A 24698-nucleotide genomic window follows, 5' to 3' on the forward strand; every position below is an offset into this window, starting at 1 on the left:
TAAGTTTTAAGCAGGCATTGTTCTGTGTGCAGTTTGCACCAATCTTTCACGATTTCCCCCAATCTAAAAGGAAACAAAAAAGCCTGTAATTACAATTACAGGCTTTAGAAATTTTATTGATATTGAATATATATCGGTTTGGGTGTAAGCTTTAACAGCTCTTCAGGGGTCATTAAACGTTTTGGCTCCTTTTTAAGGTCGTTTTTGTAAAACAGTTTAAAACCTGTAAACTGAACCGGCTCCCCCTGTACAAAATGGCGGTAAGTTCCTTTTTTCAGTTCTGGTTCGCCCCATCCGTCCATATGAACCACTACCTGTACTTCAGGACGGAGTTTAATGTTTGCAGCATTGGTTACCATTTTCTTCGTAAAGCGGTGCAGTACAAATACTTTCGGAGGCAGGTTGTGCTTTTTAACTATATCGGCCAGGTATTGGGTTACATAGTTTACATCGGCAGCATCATAAGTACCGATTTTTTTGCCAGGCAACGAACCATCCTTCATCGAAAATTCTGGATCGATACCTAAATGTACATAAGGCAGTTCAAGGTATTTTTCGATACGCGGCAATTCTGCCTTAATGGTACTTAAAGCTACCTGGAGATCTAGAAATACGATGGTATTAGGCTGCATTTTGGCAATTTTTAAAACAGAATCGATCTGTTTATCACCCATCCTGTTGATATATTTTCCGTCTTTTCCGGGCGTGCCACTGGCTACTGCAGCAATATAGTGTAATCCGGCCTGTACCGGGGTGGTTGGATCAGCCTTTTCCCAATGCTTTACTTCGGCATTTAAGCGTTGCCACATTTCCTTAGGTGCATATTCGCCCAGTGCCCCCATTTTTTTAGAGTGCAGGTTTCCATAATAAACAACAATACGTTTAAATGGCAGAATGGCTCCGGCCAAAGGGTATGGTTGTTTTTTTACCGGCCATTTTCCGGTTGTATCTCCATTGGCCAATTTCTTTACCAATGAATCGTAAAGCTTCGGATCAACAGGTTTCATCACGTTTGCTGCTGAGTCGGTTTTCTTTTTTGTGGTATCAGAAGAGAAGATTTTACCGATGCCGCTTTTGCCCTTACCGTCTGAATTGCAGTTGGCGAATAAGCTGATTGCGGCAAAACCAAGTAGTATAGTGCCTGCTAATTGAGGGAATTTCATAAATATATTAGATAGTTAAAGTTTAGTCTTTTTCCGGACCGATGAAAGTAGGATGGAAATTTGAAAGTTTAAAATAAAGTAATTAACATTTACACATTACAGAATTTACCGAATACGCCCAATGGCAATTTAACGCCTGAAGTAGCCTGTAAATAAAGTTCACCCGTTTCGAGATTTTTAACCGAAGGAAAAGAAGTACGGATAAGATTCTCTACAATTACTGACGAAAAGCCAAGCGAGTAAGTATTCAGGATAAGGAAATGTTCTTTTTCATCCAACAACTGCACTACATCCTGCATCATTTCCTGGATATGATCTTCGAGTTTCCATTTTTCGCCGTTAGGGCCGTGGCCATAAGCCGGTGGATCCAGGATAATACCATTGTATTTTTTACCTCTTTTTAATTCTTTCTTTACAAATTTCAATGCATCCTCCACCATCCAGCGCGTATTTTTCAGGCCTGAAAGCTCCTGGTTTTCATTGGCCCAGGTAACTACCTGTTTAATCGAATCTACGTGGGTAGTTTCGGCTCCAGCCGCATTAGCTATTAATGAGGCAGCTCCGGTATAGGCAAATAAGTTTAAAACCTTGGGTTGCGGCGTTTTAAATTTTTTGATCGATGATGAGATAAAATCCCAGTTTACAGCCTGTTCAGGAAATACACCCACGTGTTTAAAAGAAGTTAAACCTAATCGGAGCTTAATGGCTACATCATCGTTCTTATACTCTACATGCCAACGGTCGGGAATAGACTGGTTTTTTTTAACCCATTCGCCCGACGTTGCCGAACGGCCCCTAAATGTAATATTGGCAGTTTTCTTCCAATCCTGATCAGATCGTATTTTTTTCCATACAGCCTGGGGCTCCGGACGGATTAAAATCACATTGCCAAAACGTTCTAATTTTTCAAAATCCCCGCAATCAATCAGTTCATAATCTTTCCAGTGGGTGGGGGCTAGTAATTGTATCATGTATTATTAGGTATGGTCTGTCATTGCGTGGCACGAAGCAATCTTCGTGCGATAACTAGACAGAAGGAAATCGCTTCGTGCCCCGCAATGATGATTTTATTTAGTAGAAATTTATAGGCTCATTAAAATCTTTAGTAACGGCAAACAGGTTTTTTGCAGCGCGTACAGGCTTTTTTGTTCTTCAACTACATTTGTTTTTTACCTGCCGATTTTCCAATTTGCGATTGATATTTCAGTAGCCTTAGTTATATACAAATATACGGGTTTTCTTAAAATTTATCTTTAGCAGCTTTCATAAAGCGGCTGGCAAATACAAAGTCGTTCAGCTCTTTAATATCCGTATGTGCTATTTCTTTATTGCTGCCTTCCCAGAATTTCTTTCCTTCATGCAGGAACAGAATGTAATCACCAATACCCATCACAGAGTTCATATCATGCGTCACTACTATGGTGGTGGTTTTATATTCTTCCGTAATTTCCTGGATCAGTTCATCAATAACGATCGAAGTTTTTGGGTCCAGGCCTGAGTTGGGCTCATCACAGAATAAATACTTCGGATTCATCGAAATGGCACGGGCAATGCCCACACGTTTTTTCATACCACCCGATAATTCAGCTGGAAATAACTTGTTTTTGCCGGCAAGGTTAACACGTTCAAGACAAAAATCAACCCTTTCGAGTTTTTCTTTCCTGTTTTGATCGGTAAACATATTTAATGGGAACATGATGTTTTCTTCAACAGTCATACTGTCAAAAAGGGCTGATCCCTGAAATAACATGCCGATTTCTTTACGCACTTCGATACGCTGCTCGTAGGTCATCGGTGTAAAATCGCGTCCATCATACATTACTGAGCCCGAATCAGGCTGATGTAAACCCACCATACATTTAAGCAACGTTGTTTTTCCGGAACCCGAACCACCGATAATTAAATTGGTTACGCCTTCTTCAAACTTTCCGGAAATGCCTTTTAACACTTCACTTCCGTAGAACGATTTATATATATCTTTAATTTCGATCATTACAATAACAATTGGGTCACGATATAATCGCAAGCTAAAATAGAAATACAGCTAATTACAACAGCCCTTGTACTGGCCTGCGAAACTTCTAAAGCACCGCCACGAACATAAAAACCCTCGTATGCCGGAACAGATGTAATGATAAAGCCAAATACAAATGCCTTTACCAGGGCAACCGTAATGGTGTAAGGATTAAAATCAGTGGTAATACCCTGAATATATTCGGCTGGTGTTACCGCTCCCGAAACCGAACCGCCGATATAACCACCGGTAATGCTTAAGAACATGGAGATAATAACCAGCATGGGTACCATGGTGATGCCCGAAATAATTTTCGGAAGGATTAAGTAGCCCGGTGCATTTATACCCATAATTTCCAATGCATCAATCTGTTCAGTTACCCGCATGGAGCCAATCTCCGATGAAATGGCCGAGCCTATCTTTCCTGCCAGCACAATTGCACTGATGGTTGGGCTTAACTCTAAAATACTCGAATCGCGGTTTACCGAGCCGATAATGGTCTTGGGTATAAAATCGCTAACCAGCTGGAAAGCAATCTGCAAAGTCATAACCGCACCAATAAAGGTAGAAATAATGGCAATCAGACCTAAAGAGCCTACGCCAACATAATCCATCTGTTTGGCAATTTCTTTCAGGTATATTTTCAGTTTTTCCGGCCTTCTGAATACAGATTTGAGTAGCAGGATGTATCTGCCGAAATTCGTAAAATTCATTCCGTATATATTGCTTAATTTAAATGATCGTTCTATACTACTACAAAGAAACAATAAAAATTTGTCGCTCTTTGCTTATTGCAAAAAATATTCGTGGTTTTGAATATAAATATGGTTTTTTGTTAACAAAAATTAAACCATAAATAATGAAAGCTGTAATTACCGGAGCAACTAAAGGAATTGGTAGGGCTATTGCGATTAAATTTGCCCAACATGGGTACGATTTAGTTTTGGTAGCTAGGGGTTTAGATGAACTTGAAAAGTTTCGACAGGAATTAACCCTTTATGGGAATGCTGTTTTTATCCAGGCAGCCGATTGTTCAATTAAAGAAGAAGTGTATGCTTTTTTAAATTCGACAGCTATAGATTTTGATGATGTAGCTGTGTTGGTTAACAATGTGGGGATATTTTTACCCGGCAGTTTGCTCGACGAGGATGACGAAACCTTCGAAAAGCAGCAGCATTTAAACGTGAACGCCAGTTATTACATCAGTAAGTTTTTTGGAAAAAAAATGCGCTCAGCCAAGCAGGGCCACATATTTAACATCTGTTCGGTAGCCAGCAAAACCCCGGTAAAAAATGCTGGCAGTTATAGTGTAACAAAAGCAGCGATGTTAAGTCTTAATCATGTATTGCGGCAAGAGTTAGCCCCTCACAACGTTAAAGTTACGGCATTTTTGCCGGGCTCTACCAAAACTTCATCCTGGGAAGGAACAAGCATCCCCGATGAAAAATTTGTACAGCCTGAAGATATTGCCGAAACTTTATTCACCATTTTAAACTTAAGTAAAGGTGTAAACGTAGATGAAGTGTTAATTACACCGCTCGATTTTTAAACACAAAATGAACAACGTTATGGAAAAGAAGCTTTTTAGAAACGAACACGATAAGATGATTGCCGGTGTAGCTTCGGGACTTGCAGATTACATGCAGGTGGAGGTTACCATAATTAGGTTATTGTTTGCATTATCTGCCATATTTATGGCTGGAGGTGGCTTAATTGCCTATATAATCATGTGGATTATTGTTCCGGTTAATGACGATCCGGCAGCAAGATTTTCTAAATTTAACGATTACTTTAACAAGAAAAACCCAAATGCACAGCCATTTGGAACTGCCGATCCTTTTGCAGGACCAGCAAACCCGGGAAATCAGAATTGGACACAACCGGTTGACGGAACAGAGAAAACACCGTTCGAAACACATGCCGATTTCGCGAAATTTAATAAACCGAACGATACCGGCCGTACCATAGGTGGTTTAGTGCTATTGGTTGTGGGATGTTTTTTCCTGATGCGCGAAATGGATTTTATACCCGATTGGTTTAGTATCCGTAATTTATTCAGGTACATGTGGCCATTAATATTTATTGCTTTGGGTATCAGTATCATTGCCAAATCAAAAAGAAAAAACGACTGGGCCGCTTTTCAGCATCAGCAACAGGAGGCAGAGCAGCAAAAAACTGCCGATTTTTCTGAAGTTATTGTAGAGAATGAACCCTCAGCACCGGCCAACAAAGATGATCAGTCAACATCCGCTAACCCTCAAGTATAAATAATATGAAACTAGATAGATTAATATGGGGTATCATCCTGCTTTTTATTGGTGGTGTACTCCTACTCGAAAATTTTGGTGTGATCAATTTTTACTGGCGCAACGTTTGGAGCTTTTGGCCTATATTCCTGATCATTGCAGGCTTAAATATCCTTTTTAACAGGAACAATTCGCAAACAGGCAGTATCATTTCCATTGGCGTTTTAGTGCTAGCACTGGCCTTCCTTTTTTACAAAGGGCAGCAGGTTCCGGAACGTGGCAACTGGTGGGGCCGCCATTTTAAAAAAGATGTCGATATTAATATTGAACACAACGACGAGGATAACGATAACGACGATGACAATAACGACTCCTCTTATCACCAGTTAAAATTATCGGAGCCTTTTATTGTGGCCGATAACGCTAAAAAAACTGTGCTGAATATTTCAGGCGGTGGTATCTCATTCAAGCTCGATGGAGAAACTTCTTCGTTAATTGATGCAGATGTCAAAAAAAGACGCGGTAATTTCTCTTTGAAAAAACTTGTTACCGATTCTGCAACCATACTCACTTTTAGTATGGACGACAAAAAAGGCAAATGGAATTTTGGCGATAACGGTAATGAGGTAAATTTTAAGTTAAACAAAGAAGCTACCTGGGATGTATTGATGAAATTAGGTGCTGGAGAAGCTGATTTCGATTTTTCTCCTTACAAAGTGCGTACTTTCCGCTTTGATGGTGGAGCTGCCGCCCTGGATATTAAAATCGGCGATTTATTGCCTATCACTGATGTGGTTGTGAAATCGGGAGTGGCAGATGTTAAAATCAAAGTACCTAATGGCGCTGGCTGCAGGATCAAAACCAAAACTGGTTTATCGGCAAAAGATTTTGATGGATTTGAAAAATTGAGCGATGGCGTTTACGAAACTTCTAACTATAAATCGTCGACTAAAAAAATCTTTATCAATTTAGACGGTGGATTGAGTAACTTTGAAGTGACCAGGTATTAGGAAGGCAGAAGGTTTTAAGGCGGAGGGTGTAAGGTTAAAAACGCAATATGAACTTTGCTGTTAATAAAGCCCTGATCCTGCAAAGCCTAAAATCCAAGCAATCCTGATTTTAAATGAATTCTGATCAATACACAGTAGTAATTAACGGTAAGCCCCAGGGGCCGTATAATTTAACCGAACTGAAAGGTTTAAACATCAGTGCGAATACATTTATACGCAAACCCGGAATGGACGATTATAAAGAAGCTCACGCAATTCCCGAACTGCGTGAGCTTTTGGGTTTCAGTTATCAAAAAACTGCACCCCAATATTTTGCTGCTTTCGATCAGCGTTTGCTTGCTTCGGTAATCGATCATTTCATCATTTTTGGGTTTTACACCGTTATCATTTTAACGAGCTATATTTTTATCGAAGGGAAAGATCAACGCATTATGGCATTTTTGGTGCCATTTCCCTCCATATTTATCGTTAAACTTATTTATGGCAGTATTGCCGAAGCATCTAAAAGTCAGGCTACCATCGGTAAAAAACTACTGAATATTAAAGTAACCGATTTAGAAGGAAGCCGGGTTTCTTTCAGTATTTCCCTGGTCAGGAATTTTTCGAAAATATTATCTGTAATCCCGGTTTTTTTTGGCTACCTCTACAGTTTTTTGAACAGGAAGAACCAGTGCTGGCACGATATTGCCGCCAATACGCTGGTGATAAAAGACAGGTTGATTTAAGTTAGAAAGCAGGGACAATGCGTCTCTCTTATCGTTAGTCGTGCTGTACGCTATATCTTTGGCTAGCCCTGTATTACGCTCAGGCTAACAGCCAAAGGATGCCGCTTCCATCCCGTTTATGGAACGTAGACCGGTGCAATATGGCCAACAAACCCACCCACCGTAAAAAATAACCCGATTAAAGCATATACAAAGTGCAATGAAGTAAAGCGTTAAGCGGGGCTGCATTTGCCAGGCGATGCTGCACCCCGTTTTCAAAAAAATCAAATAACTCCTTTATAAATCAGCTAATTTAATTACAACATAACAACATCAAAAATTCCAACAATCCTTATCTTTGCACCCAAATGGAAAAAATATTGGCAAAACACGATTTGGCTGGCGGATATTGCAACAGTTTAACAGCTTATTCTAGGTACTTAACCCGAGAAGTAAACATCGGCGATATCGCTTTGGGCGGGCACAACCCGATCCGTATCCAATCCATGACCACTACCGATACCATGGATACCTTGGGCACAGTAGAACAAACCATCCGCATGGTGGAGTCGGGCTGCGAGTATGTCCGTATTACCGCGCCAAGCATTAAAGAAGCCGAAAATCTGGCCAATATTAAAAAAGAACTGCGTTTACGTGGTTATAATGTTCCCTTAATTGCCGATATCCATTTTACACCAAATGCAGCTGAAATGGCAGCCCGCATTGTTGAAAAAGTGCGTGTTAACCCCGGTAATTATGCTGATAAAAAGAAATTCGAAAATATAGAGTATACCCAGGATGCTTACAATGCGGAGTTAGACCGGATTTACAAAAAGTTTATCCCCCTGGTAAAAATCTGTAAAGAATACGGTACGGCCATGCGCATCGGGACCAACCATGGTTCGCTTTCCGATAGGATTATGAGCCATTATGGCGATACGCCGCGTGGGATGGTCGAATCGGCAATGGAGTTTATCCGCATGTGCGAAGATCAGCAGTATTACAACCTGGTGATTTCGATGAAAGCCAGTAATACCCAGGTAATGGTACAGGCTTACCGTTTGCTGGTCGAAACCATGGCTAAGGAGGGGATGAATTACCCTTTACATTTGGGTGTAACCGAAGCCGGTGACGGAGAAGATGGGCGCATTAAATCGGCAGTTGGGATTGGTACTTTACTGGAAGATGGATTGGGCGATACCATCCGTGTTTCTTTAACGGAAGATCCCGAATTTGAAGCACCGGTAGCTAAAGCTTTAGCCGATCGATATACTTTAAGAAGTCGGGAGCCTGAAGTCGGAAGTCCGGAGTCGGTTAATTTACGCTCCACATCCCACGCCATCCGCTCCACTTATTCTCCTTACGAATACAACCGCCGCATTACCGATCCGGTACAGCATATCGGAGGGCACCACCACCCGGTAGTGATGATCGATGTTTCGAAAGAAAATTTAAAAGATCCTTACTTTTTAAGTGCCGTGGGCTATAATTATAGTGCGGGTTTAGATAAATACAACCTGGCCGATCAGGCATGTGATTTGGCTTTTTTGGGCGATAACCTTCCTTCTTTTTCTTTTCCGGGCAATTTAAAACAGGTTTACAATTATGCTACCTGGTTAAAATTAAAAGACAGGAATAACTGCCACCCTTTATTTTCATTCGAAGAATTTAGTCAAGCTGAGGTTAAAGACGAGGTCTTAAATTTTGTTGAGGTTGATGCCCAAACATTCCAACATTTTAACATTCCAACATTTCAACCTAACGTTGTTTTAATCCTGAAAACCTCCTCAACCCATGGAATGGCTGAGCAAAGGGCATTTTTTGTGGCCTTGCAGGAAAAAAACAGCCAGGTTCCGGTCATTATAAAAAGGACTTACCAGGATGCTGATGCCGGTCATTTAATGCTTTACGCAGCTACAGATCTTGGTGCTTTGCTTACCGATGGTTTTGGCGACGGCGTATGGATTGATGCGAAAGGACAAAACCTTTCACTAATCAATTCAACCAGTTTCGGGATTTTACAGGCTACCCGTACCAGGATCAGTAAAACGGAATATATTTCGTGCCCGAGCTGCGGCCGAACCCTTTTCGACCTGCAGGAAACTACTCAACTGATCCGTTCGCGTACCGATCATCTGAAAGGGATAAAAATAGGGATCATGGGCTGTATTGTAAACGGACCCGGCGAAATGGCCGATGCCGACTATGGTTACGTTGGTACCGGCCCAGATAAAATTACCCTTTACCGTGGCAAAGAAGTGGTAAAGAAAAATGTAACTACTGCTTATGCTTTAGATGAGCTGATCGATATCATCAAAGGCGATGGGAATTGGGTAGAAAAGGTTTAATCGAATTATATCCCGGCTGCGAGCTGTGGCTGTCTTGTCATTACCTACAATACTGTCATTCTGAGCACGGCGAAGAATTTACATCTTATAACCCCAATGACGGATTATTGCATCAGTATTTTAGCGTAGTTTTAATAGCAACATTATCCTCGTAGCAGATTATTCATTGCATTCAGAATGAAAAAAAGCATGAAATGCCATTTAATTTTATAACCAATAAATACTAAATTGCTTTGATGAATATCCTCGAGTTTCAATACCTGTTTAATGAACTAAGAAACTGGTTGGCTGCTAAAGGACTTGCAGGTAACGAACTGGTTTATGCTTATTTTTTTATCGGATTGGCTGGTGTTATTTTATTTCTGTTTATTACCATTTTTGTAACCAGGCAGATTTTTATCGTAATGGTAAAAAGCGCCAAAACCAAATCTGACTGGCAGAAAGCATTGTTCGAGTTCCGTGTTTTTAGGGCAATTGCTTTAATATTTGGTGCTTATATCATTTATAATGTTGTTCCCTATCTTTTTGTCTATTTTAAAAATTGGCACTTCTATGCCTTGATTTTTGCTAAAATCTACATGGTTTTGGCGGTAATGTTTGCCATAAATGCATTCCTGAATGCGGTGGTTTCTATCATGGAATCATCAAAGAAATATGCCGATAAACCTGTAAGAAGTTATAAACAAGTAGCCAAAATTGTATTTTATATTGTTGGTTTTGTACTGATCCTTTCGATTATTTTAGGCGAATCACCCGTATATGTTTTCGGTGGTTTTGGTGCCGTTACAGCAGTTTTTATATTGGTTTTCAGGGACCCAATTTTGGGTTTTGTAGCTTCGGTACAGATGAGCGCTATCGATCTGGTCAGGGTAGGCGATTGGATTACCGTAGAAAAATATGGTGCTGATGGCGAAGTAACCGAAATTAATTTAACCACCATAAAGGTGCGCAACTGGGATAAAACGGTAACCATTGTGCCCAGTTATGCGATTGTAAGCGAGTCGTTTAAAAACTGGCGTGCCATGGAAGAAAGCGAGGGCAGGAGGATTAAACGGCACATTAACATTAAAATTTCGAGCATTAAATTTTGTGATGAGGAATTGATAGGAAGATTGCAGAGCATCGATTTTTTAAAAGACTACCTCAAAGAAACACAGGCATTTATTGAACGTTACAATGCCGAAAATACAGTAAACCCCAATAACCTGGTTAATGGCCGCCATATGACAAATATTGGTACTTTCAGGGTTTATGCCGAAAAATACCTTGAAAGTAACCCTTATATCAACAAGGACCTCACCTTTATGGTGCGCCAGTTACAGGCCACAGAAAACGGATTGCCTATTGAAATTTACGTTTTCTCGAAAGAAAAGGGCTTAAAACGTTTTGAAGAAGTGGCGGCAGATATTTTTGACCACCTATTGGCTGCGGTACCCTACTTCGATCTGGAAATTTTCCAAAGCCCTAGCGGAAGCGATATGCGTAATTTTGTAAGAAGAGTTGATTAATATTTTTGGATCTAGGATATGGAGATAAAAATTGCAACAAATATCGACACTGATATATTTTATGCATCAATTAACTTCTTAAAAGAAAGTAGTTGGAGATTAACTGCCGAATACGACGAAAAACTTTTCGACAAAGGAATCGATTTTGATTTTTACAGGTTTGAAAAAGATGCCGAAATCATATTACTAGCTTGGAACAACTGGTTCGAGGGAGAAATTAAAGCAACTACTGAAATATTGGACGAAATTGCCGAACAATTCAACTTTACATTAGAATATGGAATCCCCGAATATTTGCACGATCAAAATCTAATCAACGCTATGAAAGGCCTGATAAAGATCAAGAAAGGTACTAATCGGTTTCGCGTTTAATAATATAATTTATACGGTCTTTTACATGCTCGATCATTTTGCGGTTTTTAAAATCAAACCACAGCTGCCTGTATTCTCCTGAATTATCTATTTCATATTTAAATTCTCTGAAAGGTTTTCTTTTATTAAGTGCTTCGAGTAGTGTAACTTTTATCCGTGTATTATTGGGTAGTTCATTTGTGAAATCTTCCATAAATCTAAAAGAATCAGTGGAATCTGGTTTTTCAATTTCCTTATAATCGTTAAAATTTTGCTCTACTTCTTTAATATCTTCATCCCATGCATCTGAGTCGTTATATTGCATTAGTTCATCGGTTGGTAGGAAAATCAATCTATTGTTCTTAATATTCCAGTGGCATACAAGGCCACAATCAATCGTTTCTGCTATTTCTTTAATTTGTTCTGAAGTTAAAGCAGTCATAATGTTTAAATTATCCTTCACCCAAAAATATCAAAACCTTTTCACAAACCTTAAACAAAAGCGGTGGTAAAGTTTCGCTGGTATAAGGTTGTGTTGCCCCATAAACATGATTGGCACCTTCAATTTTAACCAACCTGCTACCGGGGTTGGCCTCTGCCAGGGTTTGTGCAGTTTCGAAAGGAACATTTACGTCATCATCGCCATGGATAATCAACCACGGAATATTTACACGCTTTGCCGCATCTAAAATATTTAATGTCGCTGCATTTTCTTCCAGATCTTCCAATAAGCTTACGTTTAAAGGCATCTGTTCTTTGGTGCGGGCGTTGGTGACGAATATTTTACCATTCTTTTTCCATTCTGCTTCCTGCTCTTTTTTCCACAGGCTGGCAAAATCATTAATAGCACTCCAGGTAACCAGTTTATTGATCCGTAAATCGTTTGCAGCTGCAATAATCGATAAACCACCGCCGCGGCTATGGCCAATAAGGTTTACTTTGGTATCTTTACCATAAGCTTTTTCAATAAAATCGAGTACCGCATTTAAATCGAAAAGTTCTTTAGATACGGTATTGCTGGCAAAGGTATCCAGATCAGTCACGTCTTTAGGATCATCAACAGGTACGCCACTATGAGACAAATTAAACTTAACGTAACGGTAACCATTACCGGCAAAGTACCTGGCTACTAAATTATGGGCACCCCAATCTTTAAACCCTTTAAAACCGTGCACAAAAAGTACGATTGGCGTATTTGGATTTTTTTCGTCAAAAGTGATATCACCTATAATTAATTTTCCGTCAGAACCGCTAAGGCTAAAATTGCTTTGTGTAATCATAATTTAAGGGAATTGGTATAAAGTATAAACCTACGAAATCTAAATTTGTTGTGGTGTTTAATGTCTAGAATAGGGAAATATTAATCACAGCCCCTATTAAATAGCCCTGATGGAAATGGAAATCCCTTTTGAAATAATAAAATTGTTATTTAGGGATGTTATCCAAAGGATTGGAATGTACAGCAGGACGGAACCTTTCCCATTAGCACTGTTACTGCGCTTCAAAAAAACACCTATAATTTGACTAATAAATAATGACTGATCAACAATAAAAAGCCAAAAAACGATATCCAATATCCCCAAAAAAATAAATTAAAAAGCCAGGAGCAGGCAACCATTTTGGCATCCTTACGTAATATACTGCAATGGATAAAAAGTAGTTACATCCGGCCAGAACGTAAAAGAGGGCATAAATCCAAAGAAAAATTTGATAGATTGGTCTGTTTATCATGATCGGATATTATTGATTTGGTAAAGCCACTATTTAAAACCGTTCTAAATTGATGTAAATTACAGGTTAATGACAGTGACATGCCTTCACCGTGTTACTTTTGTATCCCGATAATAGTTAATAACGGAAGCACTTGGAATATTTAAAAGTAATAGCTTTTACGCATCACCACATCGACCTGAAATCTTTAGGGAAATTAGTTATTTGTGAGCAAAGTTTAGATAGCAGGTTGAAAAGGGTTCAAGTAGAACTTCCCGTTAGCGAAATTTTCTATATTGGAACCTGTAACCGTGTTGAGTTTGTTTTCCTGACCAAAGAGAAAACCGACAAGGAGTTTGTAACCAAATTCTTAACCGTTTTAGAAATGGGGCTGCCTCCTGAGTTTATGGAGCGTTTTCTTGATAACGTTTCTGTTTACGAAAATGAAGAGGCTTTCAATCACCTGCTCAGAACATCATGCTCTTTAGAGAGTTTGGTTGTTGGAGAAAAAGAAATCCTTGCACAGATCCGTAAAGCTTATGAAAACTGCCGCGATGCAGGATTTACCGGCGATTACATGCGGATGATTATGGATCGGGTGGTTAAAACCGCAAAAGAGGTTTACACGCATACCAATATATCAAAAAACCCGGTTTCGGTGGTCTCATTGGCTTACCGTAAATTAAAAGAATTAAATATGTGCGGTAACTCACGTATATTGATTATCGGTGCCGGCGAAACCAATCAGAATATTGCAAAATACCTTAATAAGCATAAATACTCTAATTTTTCAATCTTTAACCGTACACTCTCCAAAGCCGAATCGTTGGCAGAAGAGCTAGGTGGTAAGGCTTATCCTTTAGCTGCGCTTGAAGATTTTAATGAGGGATTTGATGTCATCATTACCTGTACCGGTTCTACCGAGCCAATTATTACTGAAGCATTATATGCTAAGCTATTGAATGGCGATCAGGGCAAAAAAGTAATTGTTGATCTTGCTGTGCCCAATGATGTTACGCCTGCAGTGATACACAATAACCCGGTACACTATATCGAAGTAGAATCGCTCAAAGAAGTAGCCCGTAAAAATATCCAGGAACGTTATAACGAACTGGTTCATGCAGAAGAGATCATCAGTAACAACATTACCGAGTTTTTCTCTGTGTTGAAACAACGGCGTATCGAACTGGCCATGCAGGAAGTGCCAAGAAAGATTAAGGAGATTAAAAATACCGCTATTAATGGTGTTTTTGCTGATGAAATTAGCCAGATGGACGAAGCCTCGCGCGAAGTTCTGGAGCGTGTAATGAATTACATGGAGAAAAAATACATCAGCGTTCCGATGGTAATGGCCAAAGAAATTTTGGTAAACCAATCTTAACTCACCGCAAAGATCGCTAAGGGCGGGTGCAAAGAATACCAAACTTAGTTTTATCATCCTTTTTCTGTCATCCTGAATAAAATGAAAGGTCTTTCATTGTTAGTCAGTACCTTGATCTTATATTTCTTATATGGTTCAAGGAATGGTGGTGATGCAAACTGGTAACATCTTACACCACGGATAATGCTTTCGGAATAGATTCTTCGCTGTCTCCAGAATGACAAAAAGTTGCGATATCTATCTACGTAATGTCACAGAAATCCCTTTAAATACTCTCTCTGTAACCTCACTGTCTCATTTTTAAACAATTCATGGTATAAATCACGAATTAACTTAAATTTGTAACTCATTTAACCTTTATAGTGAAGAAATTAACCATCGGAACACGCGGTAGCGACCTGGCATTATGGCAAGCAAATCATATAAAAGATGAATTGGCAGCCATTGGAATTGAAGCAGAAATAAAAATCATTAAAACTCAGGGTGATAAAATCCTGAATTTAAGATTGGATAAACTGGAAGGCAAGGGCTTTTTTACCAAAGAACTGGAAGAAGAGCTTCTGGGCGGAACAATTGACCTGGCCGTACACTGCCTTAAAGATTTGCCAACCACGCATCCTGAAGGATTGATAATTGCTGCTTTGCCGCCACGGGAAGAAGCAAGCGAATACCTGTTGATTTTAAAAGATTGCGTAGATGTTTCGCAGAAATTATCGCTAAAAAAAGGTGCAATGGTGGGCACTTCATCTAATCGCCGTAAAGCCCAGTTACTCGGGCTACGCCCCGATCTGGAGGTAGAAGATTTACGCGGTAATGTACCCACCCGTATCCAGAAGCTCCGTGATGAAGATTATGATGCCATCCTGATTGCAAAAGCAGGTGTTAAACGCTTAAATCTTGATGTAAGCGATTTACATGTAGAAGAATTAGAAACCACTGAATTTATCCCTGCTCCGGCACAAGGCGCTTTAGCAATCCAGATACGGGCAAACGATACTGAGCTTTTCGATGCCCTGCAAAAACTGCACGATCCGGATACGGCCGAAACCGTAACAGTAGAACGTAAGGTTTTAAACCTTTTTGAAGGCGGTTGCCACATGCCACTGGGTTGTTACTGTAAAAAAGAGAATGGAAAATTCGAAATTTGGACTTCTAAGGCAGAAACTGCTGATGATTTTCCGGAACGCCTGTTTTTACGCGCAGAAAGCACAGAGGGGCTGGCCGAGAAAATTGTTGACAAGTTTAATAAAGATAGAAAGAAACCTGCGAAGGTTTTTATTTCGCGAGAAATTGGCGAACATAGTTATTTTCGAAGAGCATTAGAAAATAACAATATTGAAATAGAAGGCCGTTCATTAATCCGTACATTCCCGATAGTAACGGTTTTAGATCAGTTTATCCTGAGGCATGTAGACTGGGTTTTCTTCAGTAGCCGTAACAGTGTTGAATATTTTTTCAACTTAAAACCGGTACTGCCAAAGAAAACTAAATTTGGTGTAGTGGGGAGAGGTTCCGAAGATGCCTTACGTAAATTCGGGCATATTGCCGATTTTGTTGGTGAAAGCGGTGATATTACCGAAGTTGCTGAAGATTTTGCACAATTAGTGGGTGGTCAGCAAGTACTGTTCCCAAGAGCACAGGATTCTTTGCAGTCTATCCAAAAATCATTGCCGGCTGATGCTAAAATAATCGATCTGCCAATTTACGAAACGGTAATCGAAGAAGATATCGATCAAAGTTATGCCGATGTGCTTATTTTTACCAGCCCATCAAATGTTGATGCCTATTTTGCCGACAATTTGTTGGAACCGGGCCAGCAGGTAATTGCCATCGGCAATTCTACCGGGAAGAAATTTGATGAAATGGGCGTGAAATACGCTTTGCCATACTCACCGGACGAAATTGGATTGGCCGAAGCGGTATTTGGAATAGAAATAAGGTAGAGGGTAGGACGGTTTAGGGTTTAAGGTGTAAAATAATCAGGTTTGATGCTATATACCATAATCTTGATACTAAAAAATCCAACTGTGTAACCACCCCGAAAGAAAAAATAAAAGATATTCAGGACTTGATACTTGATACTCGACACTAAAATCGTGATACTTTAAGTCTTGATACTAAATAAATTAATATATGTTAAATCGTCCGCGTAGATTACGGAAAAATCCGTTAGTGAGGGAGATGGTAGCCGAAACCCGGTTATCAAAAGATATGTTTGTGTACCCTTATTTTATAGTGCCAGGCAGTAACGTTACGCATGCCATTGATGCCATGCCTGGTGTTAACCATTATTCGGTTGATACCCTGGTAAAAGATGTGGAGGCCGGAATGAAAAAAGGGCTTAACAAGATTATGCTTTTTGGCGTTGGCGATGAAAAATCGGAAGACGCAAAATCTGCTTACCACGATCATTCTTTAGTGCCAACAGCGGTGCGGGAGTTGAAAAAGCAATTCGGCGACGATTTATACGTAATTACCGACGTTTGTGTTTGTTCTTACACCACGCATGGTCATTGCGGTATTTTAGAAAATGATTACGTACAGAACGATAAAACGGTTGAGGTAATTGCCAGGATGGCTTTAACACATGCCGAAGCAGGTGCCGATATGTTTGCTCCGTCAGATATGATGGATGGCCGTATCGAAGCCATACGCAACCTGTTGGATGAAAATGGTTTTATAAACGCAGCTATTATGAGCCACGCTACCAAGTTTGCTTCAGCTTATTACGGCCCTTTTAGAGAAGCTGCAGATTGTGCACCAAGCAAAGGCGATAGAAAAGCCTACCAGATGGATTTCAGAAACCCATTAGAAGCTTTGCGTGAAGCCGCTTTAGATGAACAGGAAGGCGCCGATGTGTTAATGGTGAAACCTGGTTTAGCTTATTTGGATATCATCCAGCGGTTAAAACAGGATACTAATTTGCCAATTGCCGTTTATAATGTATCGGGCGAATATTCGATGGTTAAAGCTGCAGCCGAACGCGGATGGATCGACGAACAAAAGGTTGTAATGGAAACCATGCATGCCTTTGCCCGTGCCGGGGCGAGTATCATCACTACCTACCATATTAAAGATATTTTAAATAACAATTGGCTTTAAAGGTGGAAGGTTGAGGGTTTAAGGCTTAGGATTTTTCCGGCTAATCCAATATTTTCATTTTGTAAGCAACAAATAGGTATTTAGTGTTTTATAAGTTTTGGCTTTTGCCTTAAACCTTAAGCCTTTTACCGCATACCTTAACAAAAGATGTTAGATTCACTAAAAAAAATGTTTTCAGGCAATGAAGCCGATATTCCGGTAAATACAGGTAATAAACCTGATATTTCGAGGGCAAAATCTGCCGAGCTTTACGAAAAATCAAAAACTTATTTTCCGGGTGGGGTAAACTCTCCGGTGAGGGCCTTTAAATCGGTTTACGGCACGCCGCTTTTTATTGAAAAAGGCGATGGCTGTTTTATTTGGGATGCCGATGGTAACCAGTTTATCGACTTCTGTGGTAGCTGGGGTCCCTTGATTTTAGGACATAACAGCCCAAAGATCAGGGAAAAGGTAGCAGAAGTGATGCAGAACGGGATGAGTTTTGGCGCACCTACAGCTTTAGAAAATGAACTGGCAGAGCTGATTATCAAAAACAACCGTTTTGTTGAGAAAATCCGTTTCACCAGTTCTGGTACCGAAGCGGTAATGTCGGCAATACGTTTGGCAAGAGGTTTTACCGGTCGGGATAAGATTTTAAAGTTCGAAGGCTGTTACCATGGCCACAGCGATTCGCTTTTGGTTAAAGCAGGTTCGGGTTTGGTTACTTTTGGCGAAACTTCTTCTGCTGGTGTACCTAAATCTTTTGCCGAAGAAACCATTGTAGTACCATTGAACGATAAGGCTGCTATCGAACTGGCTTTTGAGCAGTTTAAGGATCAGATTGCCGCGGTTATTATCGAGGGAATCCCGGCTAACAATGGCTTAATTATGCAGGATGAAGCCTATATCCACTTTCTACGTAAAATTTGTACCGATAACGGATCGCTTTTAATTTTCGATGAGGTAATTACCGGGTTCAGGGTTGGTTTTGAAGGTGCAGCTGCCCACTATGGCATCACACCAGATATTGTTACTTATGGAAAAATCATCGGTGGTGGTTTACCGGTGGGTATGTATGGTGCAAGAGCTGAGATTATGGCCCATATCTCTCCTGATGGTGGGGTGTACCAGGCCGGAACCCTTTCGGGAAATCCGGTAGCCATGGCAGCAGGGATTGCAACCTTAACGGAATTGAATAAACCCGGTTTTTATAAAGATCTGAATAATAAGGCGCAGGAATTTGTAGCCAGTATTCAACGTTTTGCTACGGCACGCAACTATAAATTTAAGGTGTTTACCATTGGCTCTATTTTTTGGTTTGCTTTTACTGACAAGGATAAAATCCAATCAGCTGATGATATTGATGCCAACAGCATGGAGAAATTCAAGATTATGCACCGCGAGTTATTGAACAGGGGAATTTATTTAGGCCCTTCGGGATATGAAGTGGGTTTTGTATCTTCAGCACATACAAAGATCGAACTGGAAAAAGCAAAACGCGCCATTTTTGAAGCATTGGATCTGGTATTTAAGAAATAAAAGGTATTTAAACACTAATTTGTAACGCTATCATGGTTCTCAGAAACATAAACCATGGAGAAAAATAGCCGGAGTAGTCAACCCAAAGGGAAAATCGACGAATGAAAAAATCAATCATCATATTTTACGCATTATTGCTTTATGCGCTCGTTCAGCTCATTTCTTGGGGTACCCTGGTGGTGCGTTTGCAACCCAGCCGCATGACGATGATTATGGGTGAGGGATCGGTGTTTTTGTTTTTGCTGTGCTTTGGCGGTTATTTTCTGCACCAATCATTAAAGCGCGAAGATAAACTGCGGGAACAGCAACAGAATTTTTTAATGTCGATAACGCACGAGTTAAAATCTCCTTTAGCCGCCATAAAACTTTCTATACAGACCATTGTTAAAAGGGATTTGGATAAAGCGCGCCAGGTGTCATTGCTCAACAATTCCTTAAAAGATATTGAGCGGTTAGACGATCTGGTGGAGAATATGCTGCTGGCTACTAAAATCGAAAACCGTTCGTATACTTTTCCGAAAGAAGAATTTAATTTTTCAGAGCTGGTTTATAAAATTACCGACAGGCTTCAGGTACACTCTTGTGGCAATGAACAATTGATAAATGCTCATATTCAGCCAAATTTGCAGATCATGGGTGACAAATTTGCCTTATCGTCAGTAGTCACCAATTTAATCGAGAATGCGGTTAAATATTCGAGTCCGTGCGATGAGATAAATGTGCATTTAAACAAAGTAGACGGCCATATTCAGTTAAGTGTGATTGATAAAGGACCAGGTATTTCAGATGCCGAAAAAATGTTGATATTTGATAAGTTTTACCGCGTTGGTAACGAGAATGTCAGAAAAGCGAAAGGGACAGGTTTAGGCTTGTTTATTGTGAAAGAGGTTTTACAATACCATGATGCAGATATTACAGTAAAAGACAATTTGCCTCAGGGAAGTATTTTTGAAGTAACATTTAGTTAATCTCAATTATGTCACAAAAATTAAGAATTCTATTGGTAGAAGACGAGGACCACTTGTTAGATGCTATCAAATTAAACCTCGAACTTGAGGGTTATAAAGTTCACGCCGTTAAAGACGGTAAAACCGCTCTTAAAATTTTTAAAGAAGAACGCTTCAATCTAATTATTTTAGATGTTATGCTGCCAGAAATGGACGGTTTCCAGGTTTGCGAAACCATCCGTTTAGAGAATGCCGAAATTCCGATTATGTTTTTAACGGCTAAAAACACTTCCGAAGACCGAGTGTTAGGTTTGAAAAAAGGAGCCGACGATTATTTGGTTAAACCATTTAACTTAGAAGAATTAATTCTTCGCGTGGGTATCCTGGTTAAACGCAGTTTAAAATCAGACGATTTAAAAGAATTGAATTCTTACAAAATAGGTGATAAAACAATCTATTTTAACTCTTTCGAATTAAAACACGATGATGGTACAATTACACCGTTAACCAAAAAGGAAACGATGTTGTTAAAACTGTTAATTGAGCGTAAAAACGATGCTGTTTCAAGAGAGCAGATTTTAGAAACCGTTTGGAATTATGATGTTTACCCGTCAACCAGGACAATTGATAATTTCATTCTAACGTTCCGTAAATATTTCGAGCCAGATCAAAAAAATCCGGTTTATTTCCACTCGATCCGTGGTGTAGGCTACAAATTTACCGATAGTCATTAATGTACAATAATAAAGGCAGGTATGCTTTAATGGCAGTTTTTCTGCTTGCCGCAGTGGTTTGCATTTTTTATGACCAATACCAGTTGGCAGCGGTTTCAGGGTTGTTGTTTGCCTTTGTTGTTTGGAGTCATTTTAAGCATAGTTCGGTGTTAATGGCCTCGAAGCATTTCAAAAATAACGAGTTTGGTAAAACCAGGGCCTTATTGGCCGAGGTATCAAAACCGGAACGATTGGCGAAAAGCCGGAGGGGTTATTACGAATTTATGCAGGGCAATATGGCCTTGAAAGAACAGGACTATGATAAAGCTGAATATCATTTTCAGCTGGCCAGTCGTTTCCCGGTAGGCGGTAAAAATGAAAAATCGTATGTGCTGATCCATTTAGCTAATCTCGCCTTAAGGAAAAAGGATAGGGAAAGAGCCGAAGCTTATACCAAATTGGCAAAAGAACTTGCCGAAACACAACGATCAAAAGATATTATCGTTAAAATTGAAAAAGAAATAAGCAAGTTATAATACTACTATTGTCATTTTGAACAACGAAGCACCAGTTTAGGAATAAAAAGGTACTTCGTTTTTTTTTTATTTATACCTTTGCGCAATTAAAATTTTAGTCAGTTCGTCATGCTGAATTGGTTTCAGCATCTTCCTTGCTTAGACCTCGATTCTGATAGGGAACCGGGAGAGGATGACGATAATTGTGACACCACATACAGATTATGAAGAATAACCTATTTTTAGACGCAGCATTTTCAAAACAAACCGAACGCCCACCTGTGTGGATGATGCGTCAGGCAGGCCGTTTTATGCCACAATATTGGGAAATAAAAAACAAATATTCTTTTTTAGAAATGTGTAAAACTCCTGAGATTGCGGCTGATGTAACGATGTTGCCTATTGATTTATTGGGTATTGATGCTGCGATTTTATTCTGTGATATTCTGGTAACCGGTGAAGCCATGGGAGGCGATCTAAGTTTTACCCAGGGTGTTGGCCCGAAGTTTGCCAACCCGGTACGTACAGCAAAAGACATCGAAAATTTAAATGTTGATTGTTTGGATGAGTTAGCGTATGTAGCCGATGCGATTAAGGTTATTCAGCAGCGTTTAAATGGTAGTATTCCTTTAATTGGTTTTGCAGGTGCACCATTTACAGTGATGAGTTATTTAATTGAAGGGGGTTCTTCTAAAGATTTTAAATTAACCAAACTTTTTATACACAACCAACCGGAGCTGGCGCATAAGCTTTTGGCTAAAATTGCAAAAGTAACGGCTGATTATCTGAACCTTCAGATTGCTGCCGGTGTAAATGCCCTTCAAATTTTCGATAGTTGGGCCCTGGCATTGTCATGGAACGATTATGAGGAGTTTTCACACCGTTACATTAAGGAAATTATTGCCAACCTAAACAGAAAAGATATTCCGGTGATTTCTTTCTGTAAAGGAAGCTCAGTTTTTGCCCCAATGATGGCCGAAGCTAAACCGGATGTAATTTCGGTTGACTGGAATGCTGATTTATTGAACATTAAAAATGCTTTGCCTAAGGGTATTGCCGTGCAAGGGAATTTAGATCCACATATTTTATATGCTGATCAAGCGGTGATTAAAGCGCAGATCCATAAGTTATTTGAACGCATGCGTGGTACCGAAGGTTTTATCTTCAACCTAGGCCACGGCATTATGCCGGATATTCCTTTTGATAATGTGAAATATGCCATTGAGGTGGTGAAAGAATTTAGGTATTAACTTAATTTTTTATAAATACGTCGCCCTGACCTGTAGCGAAGCGAAAAGCTACGAAGTAATTCATTTCAGGGTCTCTTCCAAGAAGGCAGGTGCTGAAATAAGTTCAGCATGACGTAATTCAGGATAACTAAAATGATAGAAACCTTATTGCCATATTATCATTACTTCCTTGCTGTACATATCGTATTTGTGATCAGCTGGATGGCTGGGTTATTCTATATTTTAAGTCTTTTTATTTACCATACCGAGGCTAACGATAAACCTGAACCCGAAAAAAGTATCCTTCAGAAACAGTTTGTTAAAATGGAAGCTACTTTATGGAAAATCATTGCCACTCCTGCAATGATCATTTCTGTTCTGGCGGGTGCATCGATGCTGACCTTAAATCCGGGCTTGCTTCAGACCGATTGGATGTGGGTGAAGCTCAGCTTCGTAGTTGGTCTGCTCATTTATCATTTTATCTGCCAGAACATTGTAAAACAACTTAAAAACAACCGGTATAAGTTAACGAGCTTTCAACTCAGGCTATGGCGCGAGCTGGCTACCATTTTTATGATTGCTATAGTGTTTGTGGTGATCTTAAAAAATGCCATCAATTGGATTTACGGACTAATTGGCATTATGGGCGTTGCCATGGCTATTATGATCGCCGTTAAACTCTATAAAAATTACCGTAAAAAGCGTGGTGAATAAATCTTTTATCAAAAAAACAATAAGGAACCAAGAATATTGTTGGTAATTAAAAAGAGTGTAAAAGGCTATTAGTCTTTGTGCTTTTGTGCTCAACTTTGTTTCCTTTGCGTAAACTTCATTTAATCTTCAGTTAAATAAACCAAAAACTATTCTAAATTTGGGCGATAAAATCCAAGCTCATGTTTACAACCACGGACCTGAAAAAGTCCATACTACTGATCACTTTTCTTTTCAGTTCTTATTTTGCCTCAGCACAGTTTAACCAATCGGCTTTCGAAAACAGGATTCGGCCAGATAGCAGTTTAACCAATGAAGTTCACTTCAACTTTTACAATTTAAACTATGTCCGTAATTATGAGTACACCAACGATTTTCATGACGGTTATACCTTGTACGGAACACAGTTACAACCTCAGCTGGTCTATTATGCGCATCCAAACCTGGCCATTACGGCTGGTGCTTTCATCAGAAAAGATTTTGGGCGAAACGGAATATCCGATGCAAAACCCTTATTTAATGTAAAATACCATAAACGGAATCTCACGTTAATTTTTGGTAGTTTAGAAGGAAACATCCAACATAAATACATCGAGCCTTTATATGATTTTGAAAGAATTTTAACTACTCCGATCGAATACGGCACGCAATTATTGGTTGAACGCGAAAAATTTACACTGGATGCCTGGATTGCCTGGCAAAAAATGATCTATAAGGGTGATCCTGCCAAAGAAGAGATCATCGGAGGTTTATCAACAGAAAGTTTTTTAATTAAAAATGACGACTGGAAGTTGAGCATCCCTGCCCAGTTTTTGGCTTTCCACCAGGGCGGCCAGATTGATGTTTTGAAAGAAATCCCGATTACTACCATGTTTAATGGCGCAACAGGTATAAAATTGCATAAAGAAATTAATGGCAATATTAAACAGGTATATACCAATAACTACATTGCAGTTTATAAAGATTTTTCCCCGGATAAAAGAAGGGCTTACCAGGGTGGTTTTGGTTTATGGTTAAATGCCGGTGTAGAAAGTAAATGGGGAAGTTTGGTCGCCTCTTACTGGAAAGGCAATAACTTTATTTCGATTAAGGGTATGCCATTGTATGAATCCGTTTCTGATAATTTGTATAGTCCGGGCCTGAAGCAGCAATCGAGAAATATTGTTTCGCTGCGTTATGCCTACCAGAAAGAACTGATCCCGCATTTATATCTTGATGTGCGTTTCGAACCACATATCGATTTAGATCGCACTGATAAACAACTTCAGTTTAACCACTCATTTTTCCTGACCTATAAGCAGGATTTCAAGCTTTTTAAAGTGAAAAAGGAGGAGAAGTAAAAGACAATAAACTGGTTAGACTTAAAATTTCAAACCCTGTAGGTTTCAGGAACCTGCGGGGTTTATTGTTTTTAAACCACTGGCCTGTGTTTCTAAACCCGATAGCAGCGAAAACACGAAGGTGAGGACTCCCGAAGATTCGGGAAGGCTTTAAAGCGAATAGCGGGACTGCTGCTCCCGATGAAATA

General features: G+C 39.6%; 23 protein-coding genes. 17 read left to right on the forward strand and 6 right to left on the reverse strand.

Annotated elements, in window-relative coordinates; genetic code table 11:
- Positions 1-113: 113 nt before the first annotated feature.
- The 4 genes from GGQ60_RS21550 to GGQ60_RS21565 all read right to left on the reverse strand — a co-directional run bounded on the left by GGQ60_RS21550 (position 114) and on the right by GGQ60_RS21565 (position 3890).
- Positions 114-1163, reverse strand: a complete 1050-nt coding sequence (locus GGQ60_RS21550; RefSeq protein WP_183768245.1) for a hypothetical protein — start codon at positions 1161-1163, stop codon at positions 114-116.
- 89 nt (positions 1164-1252) lie between these two features.
- On the reverse strand, positions 1253-2134 hold the full coding sequence (locus tag GGQ60_RS21555) for an RsmD family RNA methyltransferase (protein ID WP_183768247.1): 882 nt from the start codon (positions 2132-2134) through the stop codon (positions 1253-1255).
- Between the two features lie 269 nt (positions 2135-2403).
- The gene (locus GGQ60_RS21560; RefSeq protein ID WP_183768249.1) at positions 2404-3156 is read right to left on the reverse strand and encodes an ABC transporter ATP-binding protein; all 753 of its coding nucleotides are present in this window, start codon (positions 3154-3156) and stop codon (positions 2404-2406) included.
- Positions 3156-3890, reverse strand: a complete 735-nt coding sequence (locus GGQ60_RS21565; protein WP_113949422.1) for an MlaE family ABC transporter permease — start codon at positions 3888-3890, stop codon at positions 3156-3158. Before GGQ60_RS21565 ends, GGQ60_RS21560 begins: the two co-directional genes overlap by 1 nt.
- Before the next feature lie 146 nt (positions 3891-4036).
- Here GGQ60_RS21565 and GGQ60_RS21570 point away from each other — a divergent pair, with 146 nt between their 5' ends.
- From GGQ60_RS21570 to GGQ60_RS21600, 7 genes are all read left to right on the forward strand, one after another.
- Positions 4037-4726, forward strand: coding sequence for an SDR family oxidoreductase (locus GGQ60_RS21570; protein ID WP_183768251.1), 690 nt, complete (start codon positions 4037-4039; stop codon positions 4724-4726).
- 19 nt (positions 4727-4745) lie between these two features.
- On the forward strand, positions 4746-5444 hold the full coding sequence (locus tag GGQ60_RS21575) for a PspC domain-containing protein (RefSeq protein ID WP_183768253.1): 699 nt from the start codon (positions 4746-4748) through the stop codon (positions 5442-5444).
- Between the two features lie 5 nt (positions 5445-5449).
- Positions 5450-6433 (forward strand): toast rack family protein, encoded by a 984-nt coding sequence (locus GGQ60_RS21580; protein ID WP_183768255.1) that lies wholly within the window; start codon positions 5450-5452, stop codon positions 6431-6433.
- Between the two features lie 113 nt (positions 6434-6546).
- On the forward strand, positions 6547-7158 hold the full coding sequence (locus GGQ60_RS21585; RefSeq protein WP_183768257.1) for an RDD family protein: 612 nt from the start codon (positions 6547-6549) through the stop codon (positions 7156-7158).
- Positions 7159-7505: 347 nt separating this feature from the next.
- Positions 7506-9485, forward strand: a complete 1980-nt coding sequence (ispG, locus tag GGQ60_RS21590; protein WP_183768259.1) for a (E)-4-hydroxy-3-methylbut-2-enyl-diphosphate synthase — start codon at positions 7506-7508, stop codon at positions 9483-9485.
- Between the two features lie 236 nt (positions 9486-9721).
- On the forward strand, positions 9722-10993 hold the full coding sequence (locus GGQ60_RS21595) for a mechanosensitive ion channel family protein (protein ID WP_183768261.1): 1272 nt from the start codon (positions 9722-9724) through the stop codon (positions 10991-10993).
- 18 nt (positions 10994-11011) lie between these two features.
- The gene (locus tag GGQ60_RS21600) at positions 11012-11365 is read left to right on the forward strand and encodes a hypothetical protein (protein ID WP_183768263.1); all 354 of its coding nucleotides are present in this window, start codon (positions 11012-11014) and stop codon (positions 11363-11365) included.
- Here GGQ60_RS21600 and GGQ60_RS21605 read toward each other — a convergent pair.
- Positions 11346-11786, reverse strand: a complete 441-nt coding sequence (locus GGQ60_RS21605; RefSeq protein WP_183768265.1) for a UPF0158 family protein — start codon at positions 11784-11786, stop codon at positions 11346-11348. The two genes, GGQ60_RS21600 and GGQ60_RS21605, sit on opposite strands and share 20 nt — an antisense overlap.
- Before the next feature lie 10 nt (positions 11787-11796).
- Positions 11797-12624 (reverse strand): alpha/beta hydrolase family protein, encoded by an 828-nt coding sequence (locus GGQ60_RS21610; protein ID WP_183768267.1) that lies wholly within the window; start codon positions 12622-12624, stop codon positions 11797-11799.
- A gap of 584 nt (positions 12625-13208) precedes the next feature.
- Here GGQ60_RS21610 and hemA point away from each other — a divergent pair.
- The 10 genes from hemA (at position 13209) to GGQ60_RS21660 (ending at position 24510) form a co-directional block, all read left to right on the forward strand.
- Positions 13209-14435 carry a glutamyl-tRNA reductase gene (hemA, locus tag GGQ60_RS21615; RefSeq protein ID WP_183768269.1) on the forward strand — a complete coding sequence of 409 codons (1227 nt, stop codon included), beginning with the start codon at positions 13209-13211 and terminating at the stop codon, positions 14433-14435.
- Positions 14436-14797: 362 nt separating this feature from the next.
- Positions 14798-16378 carry a hydroxymethylbilane synthase gene (gene hemC, locus GGQ60_RS21620; RefSeq protein ID WP_183768271.1) on the forward strand — a complete coding sequence of 527 codons (1581 nt, stop codon included), beginning with the start codon at positions 14798-14800 and terminating at the stop codon, positions 16376-16378.
- 190 nt (positions 16379-16568) lie between these two features.
- Positions 16569-17537: a porphobilinogen synthase gene (gene hemB, locus GGQ60_RS21625; protein ID WP_183768273.1), complete on the forward strand. Its 969-nt coding sequence runs from the start codon at positions 16569-16571 to the stop codon at positions 17535-17537.
- A gap of 147 nt (positions 17538-17684) precedes the next feature.
- Complete coding sequence (hemL, locus tag GGQ60_RS21630; RefSeq protein WP_183768275.1) at positions 17685-19055, forward strand: glutamate-1-semialdehyde 2,1-aminomutase; 1371 nt, start codon at positions 17685-17687, stop codon at positions 19053-19055.
- Positions 19056-19156: 101 nt separating this feature from the next.
- Complete coding sequence (locus tag GGQ60_RS21635; protein WP_183768277.1) at positions 19157-20023, forward strand: sensor histidine kinase; 867 nt, start codon at positions 19157-19159, stop codon at positions 20021-20023.
- Positions 20024-20031: 8 nt separating this feature from the next.
- Positions 20032-20736, forward strand: a complete 705-nt coding sequence (locus GGQ60_RS21640) for a response regulator transcription factor (protein ID WP_183768279.1) — start codon at positions 20032-20034, stop codon at positions 20734-20736.
- The gene (locus GGQ60_RS21645; protein WP_183768281.1) at positions 20736-21251 is read left to right on the forward strand and encodes a hypothetical protein; all 516 of its coding nucleotides are present in this window, start codon (positions 20736-20738) and stop codon (positions 21249-21251) included. The genes GGQ60_RS21640 and GGQ60_RS21645 overlap by 1 nt, the downstream gene beginning before the upstream one ends.
- A gap of 203 nt (positions 21252-21454) precedes the next feature.
- Positions 21455-22480 (forward strand): uroporphyrinogen decarboxylase, encoded by a 1026-nt coding sequence (gene hemE / locus GGQ60_RS21650; protein ID WP_183768282.1) that lies wholly within the window; start codon positions 21455-21457, stop codon positions 22478-22480.
- A gap of 132 nt (positions 22481-22612) precedes the next feature.
- Positions 22613-23173 (forward strand): CopD family protein, encoded by a 561-nt coding sequence (locus GGQ60_RS21655; RefSeq protein ID WP_183768284.1) that lies wholly within the window; start codon positions 22613-22615, stop codon positions 23171-23173.
- A gap of 179 nt (positions 23174-23352) precedes the next feature.
- Entirely contained in the window at positions 23353-24510 is a 1158-nt protein-coding gene (locus GGQ60_RS21660) for a lipid A deacylase (protein ID WP_183768286.1), read from the forward strand.
- Positions 24511-24698: the final 188 nt, after the last annotated feature.

The organism is Pedobacter zeae (assembly GCF_014196715.1).
GTDB lineage: Bacteria > Bacteroidota > Bacteroidia > Sphingobacteriales > Sphingobacteriaceae > Pedobacter > Pedobacter zeae.